This window comes from Moorena sp. SIO4G3 (genome assembly GCF_010692305.1).
In the GTDB taxonomy this organism is placed as follows: Bacteria; Cyanobacteriota; Cyanobacteriia; order Cyanobacteriales; family Coleofasciculaceae; genus Moorena; species Moorena producens_A.
The window spans coordinates 1-5,254 of record NZ_JAAHIG010000518.1; the positions used below are offsets into that span (position 1 = coordinate 1).

At 39.6% G+C, this 5,254-nt stretch carries 4 protein-coding genes and 2 pseudogenes; 4 read left to right on the forward strand and 2 right to left on the reverse strand.

Annotated features, from left to right (window positions below; genetic code table 11):
- Window positions 1-466, reverse strand: a 466-nt coding sequence (locus F6J99_RS41680; protein ID WP_293122455.1) for a GTPase, incomplete at its 3' end; no start/stop codon positions are given.
- A 213-nt stretch (window positions 467-679) separates the two neighbouring features.
- Between F6J99_RS41680 and F6J99_RS41685 the strand changes: the two genes are divergently transcribed.
- From F6J99_RS41685 to F6J99_RS41700, 4 genes and pseudogenes are all read left to right on the forward strand, one after another.
- On the forward strand, window positions 680-841 hold the full coding sequence (locus F6J99_RS41685; protein WP_293122458.1) for a hypothetical protein: 162 nt from the start codon (window positions 680-682) through the stop codon (window positions 839-841).
- A 61-nt stretch (window positions 842-902) separates the two neighbouring features.
- Window positions 903-1,178, forward strand: a complete 276-nt coding sequence (locus F6J99_RS41690) for a beta-ketoacyl synthase N-terminal-like domain-containing protein (protein WP_293122461.1) — start codon at window positions 903-905, stop codon at window positions 1,176-1,178.
- Window positions 1,156-1,395, forward strand: a complete 240-nt coding sequence (locus F6J99_RS41695; protein ID WP_293122464.1) for a hypothetical protein — start codon at window positions 1,156-1,158, stop codon at window positions 1,393-1,395. Before F6J99_RS41690 ends, F6J99_RS41695 begins: the two co-directional genes overlap by 23 nt.
- A 143-nt stretch (window positions 1,396-1,538) precedes the next feature.
- Window positions 1,539-4,451: pseudogene (locus F6J99_RS41700) on the forward strand (amino acid adenylation domain-containing protein); the annotation flags it as partial.
- 170 nt (window positions 4,452-4,621) lie between these two features.
- Here the strand turns inward: F6J99_RS41700 and F6J99_RS45960 are convergent.
- Window positions 4,622-4,936: pseudogene (locus tag F6J99_RS45960) on the reverse strand (RNase H family protein); the annotation flags it as partial.
- Window positions 4,937-5,254: the final 318 nt, after the last annotated feature.

Here is a 5,254-nt window from a genome sequence, read left to right on the forward strand (position 1 = left end):
TTTTCGTTAAGGTTTGAGTCAGAACTAAGATAACTGGTACATCTTTTTGTTGGAGGCTCTTTAGCCATTCTTCCTCAATCGGATCCAATCGAGCAGTCTCATGATTAAGGCAATACCACACCACATGAATGTGTTCTTTTGCCTCTAGTTTCCTTTGATCATCAATTAGTTTGGAGATATCTCCCCTTACTCGTTCAATCTGTTCGGCTTTAAGTTCTAGCCCTGGTGTATCGTACACTGTAATCGGGCAACCTGTTTTTGTATAACGACGAATGGTTTGAGTAACAGGATAGCCCACTCCTGTTTCTGCCAAACGAGAGCGAAAAATTGTGTTTACTAAAGTACTTTTTCCTACACCAGTTTTACCAATTACTAAAACATTACATTGCTCAACTTTGCTCTGGGCATCTTCATAGGCTTCGCTCATTTTGCCTAACAATTCATCAAAGGAAATATGCTCTGACATTAGTAGTTTTCTCCTTTAGCAATTACCCAGAAGTCTGGAATTCACCCATAAAAGTTTACCAAAATATTTCATATTTGTTTAAAGTCAGCGAAAAATTTGTTGACTTTGACCAAAAAAACTGCTTTAATATGGGATTTATTCAAAGTTTACACAAAATTGAGTTAGTCATTTTTGTGTCTGTTACCATTTATACAAAAAAAGTTTTTCATAGCTATGAGATACACAATATTTTTTCACTCTTGCCTATTGCCTATTGCTAGCATGCCTATTGCCTATTGCCTCTTACCTCTTACCTGCTCCCTGCTCCCTGCTCCCTACTCCCTAAAACCCATAAATTTGTACCTCATAAGTATAATAATTGCTATAAGTCATTGACAAATGATACACAACCTGAACTTGTAATGAATGATGCTATTACAGAAATTCCTGCTCAACGTTGGGATGTAATGCTTACTACAACCGTGATCCAAGCGTTCCAGGTAACATTTATACTCGCTATGGTGGATTTTTGCAGGATATAGCTCAATTTGACCCTCATTTTTTTGGGATTTCACCTCGGGACACTGTCAGTCTCGATCCAGAACATCGGTTACTTCTGGAAGTTAGTTGGGAAGCCATGGAAAATGACGGGCACATTCCAAAACCCTTACAAGGTGAGTCTACAGGAGTTGTTGTTGGTATTACTGAAAATGATTATCATAAAAGATTATAAAGAGATAATTACACAAGCTGAATTAGATGATATTGTCGCCTATGATGTCACTGGGTTTTCAATCAAGCTAGGAGAGCCAAAGATATTAATTGCTCATATCCAAAATAAAGCAGCTCCAGTATTAGCCATGAAAAATCATCTAATCGATATACGCAAACCTTTAAATAAAATGGCATTGGACTATCTAATGTCAATTGAGCTAAGAAGTAAAATTTAAAGTGAGCTAGACGTGGATGTTTGAATTCCGAAAACTATGGAATTAATCACCATTGCTACTATATAAAATCAATTAAATTAACAACTAAATCAAAGCGATCGCACAGATAACAGTAAATGAAATAACTGGATCAAGGTACAACTATGAACTTAATTATTTTTTTACAATACCTTTATCAAAAAGGTGTTAAATTATGGAATGATGGAGGAAAGTTAAGAACTGAAGGTTCCCAAGAAGTACTGACCACTGATGTTATGGCAGAATTAGAGCAGTATAAATCAGAAATATTACAGTTACTAAGGGAAAATCCAGATATATTCCAAGTCCATCCCCTCTCTTATGGTCAAAAATATCTCTGGTTTTTGTGGCAGCTATCACCTCAGGGTCATAATTATAATGTGTCATTTTCGGTTCGGATATACTCCAAGGTAGATCTAACTATTTGGCAACAGGTTTTTCAAACTCTAAGGGAAAGACATCCGCTACTACGGAGTATATTCCCGAAGTTGGGCGAACAACCAATCCAACAACTACATCAACATCAAGAGTTAGACTTCTTAGAGATAGATGCTTCTAGTTGGAGTGAAGAGGAGTTAAACAAAAAGGTAGTTGAAGCTCACAGACATCCTTTTAACCTAGAAACAGAACCAGTGATGCGAGTTAGGTGGTTCACTTGTTCCGAGCAAGACCATATTATGTTACTGACAATACATCATATTGCTTTAGATGGTTGGTCATGGAACTTAATTGCCAAAGAGCTACCACAACTTTACCAAGCTCAACTAAATGGAATTGAGGCATCCCTACCACCACTACAGTATTCTTATCAAGATTATGTTAATTGGCAAAAAGAGTTAATAGAAGGAGAAGAAGGAGAACAACTATGGAACTATTGGCAACAAAGATTGGGCGGAGAATTACCGGTCTTGAATTTGCCTACAGACAAACCACGACCCCCTATACAGACTGATAATGGTGGCAGCTATCCCTTCAAATTATCCGAAAAGTTGACTGAAAAACTGAAGGAACTAGCTCAAACAGAGGGGGCAACTCTGTATATGACTCTGTTGGCTGCTTTTCAAGTGCTTCTGTATCGTTACACCGGTCAAGAGGATATTTTAGTAGGTTCTCCTACTTCTGGCAGATCTAAAGTGGAGTTTGCTTCTCTTGTTGGTTACTTCGTGGACTCAGTAGTGATGAGAGCAGATTTGTCAGGGAATCTCTCTTTTAGAGATTTCCTCTCTCAAGTACGCCAGACAGTCCTGGGAGCACTAGCTCATCAAGATTATCCCTTGGCTTTATTGGTAGATAAGTTACAGGTAGAACGTGACTCCAGTCGTGCTCCTCTTTTTCAGGCTGGCTTTGTACTACAAAAATTCCTGGAATCTCAAGAGCTGCAAAAGGTGTTGTTTAGCAGCAAAAAAACCTTGATGAATTGGGGAGGACTTGAAGTAGAACCTTTTGTACTCGAACAGTATGAAAGTCAATATGATTTATTCCTGGAAATGTTTGAAGAGGACTCATGTCTGGTTGGGTTGTTAAAATACAATGCTGACTTATTTGATGAGCAAACTATTGCCCGAATGGCTGGTCATTTCCACAACTTGTTAGAAGGGATAGTGAATGATCCGCAACAAAGAGTAACAGCACTACCATTAATGACAGAGCCAGAGTTGGACCAAATACTGGTAGAGTGGAACAAGACGAAAACAGATTACCCAAATGATAAATGTATCCATCAGTTATTTGAGGAACAGGTAGAGAAAACACCAGATGCAATAGCAGTAGTATTTGAACAACAAAAGCTGACCTATTCCCAATTAAATAGCAAAGCTAATCAACTAGCCCATTACTTGCAAAAATTGGGAGTAGTTCCAGAAACCCTAGTGGGAATATGTGTAGAGCGTTCGTTAGAGATGGTAGTAGGTTTATTAGCTATACTCAAAGCCGGAGGAGCTTATGTACCATTAGACCCGAATTATCCAACTTCCCGTCTCAATTATATGAGAGAAGATGCACAACTATCCATCATCTTGACTCAAGAAAAATGGCAGCATCATCTATCGGAAACTATAGGAACTGTGATTTGTTTGGATACAGATCAAGAAATTATTAATCAACAGAGTCAGCAAATACCCGAAAATCAGGTAACAGCTAATCAGTTAGCTTACGTTATCTATACTTCAGGTTCGACGGGTCAACCAAAAGGGGTAACTATTCCCCATCAAGGATTATTAAATCTAGTCTTCTGGCATCAACGTACTTTTGAAGTCAAATCATCAGACAAAGCGTCTCAAATAGCCGGAGTAGGTTTTGACGCCTCTGTGTGGGAAATCTGGCCTTACCTGAGTGCAGGCGCTTGCTTACACTTAGTCAACTCAGAAACTCGTCTGTCTCCAGAAGCACTCAGAAATTGGCTAATCTCAGAACAAATAACAATTAGTTTTGTGCCCACACCTCTATTGGAAAATTTGTGTTCCTTAGAATGGCCTGCACAAACAAAATTGAGAACTGTACTCACAGGAGGAGACAAACTGCACAATTACCCATCGGCAGCTTTACCATTCTGTGTATTTAATAACTATGGTCCGACAGAGAATACAGTTGTTACAACCTCTGGGTTGGTAGTTTCAGGTCAAGAGGGCAGTATGTCACCACCTATTGGTAAGCCAATATCCAATACCAAAGTATATATTTTGGATAGAAATTTACAACCAGTGCCCATAGGAGTAGCAGGAGAACTTCATATCGGAGGAGATAGTTTAGCAACAGGCTACCACAACCGCCCCGAACTCACAGCCTCCAAATTTATTCCCAACCCTTTTGATAAGTCAAAAGTCAAAAGCGGTGCGACCCCGCGTCGGCGAAAGACGGAAGGGAATGCGCACCAAGAGAGTCAAAAGTCAAAATTATATAAGACAGGGGATTTGGTTCGCTACTTAGGGGATGGCAACATCGAATTCTTGGGTAGAATAGACCACCAAGTAAAAATCCGAGGTTTCCGCATCGAAACAGGAGAAATAGAAACAGTTATCAATTCATATCCCATCGTTAAAGAAACAGTAGTAGTAGCAAGAGAAGACAACTCAGGAGATAAACGCTTAGTAGCATATATTTGTGAAGTTGTAAGCTGTATTGCTATTTGTACATTTTCAATGTGTTTGGTGGATTTGGCTAGTTCGTCCGCCTTGTCATTTCCTGGAATACCTATGTGGCTGGGTATCCAATTAATTGTGACTTGTCTATTCGTGTTTTTGTGTTGGTACAGCAAGTATCTAATGTCTAAGATTATAGATCTGTTTTCTCGGACCTTCTCTGATTGCAGAGCTAGTACCGCAGACTTACAGTCGGTGTGTATTGTGACTGGTCCAATTTCATTGGATATGGAGTGATTTAATGCTTGTTTAATGGCAATTAGCTCTGTTTGCATGGTTGATGCTGTGTTGGAGGTTCTCCAGCTTCCTGTGTAGTTGTTGGAATATACCGCTGCTCCTGTAGTGTTGGAATCAGGATCTACCGTGCCATCTGTGTAGTAGACCATGCTTCCTGGAGTTTCAGCTCTAATTATTGCCGTGCTGGCAAGGTTTCTTAGCTCCTCTACAGAGCACAGTTCTTTGGCTCTGGGAAGCTGTGTGTATAGGAAGGTTGTGCCAATTTCTTCCCAGGGGGGAATCACGATTGGTGTATTTGGTGAGTCTGTTTTAAGACTAAGGAGCAGATTGGTGAGTTTTAGATCTTTTGCACAGTCAGTTAGGTGCTTACTGTATGTGCTGTAGTTTTGAATTTCTCTGTTTTTGGCTAGCTCTGCTGTTGCTCTTCTTTTGCAATGGGATTCTCTCTGTGAGACCAAGGCTTTGGA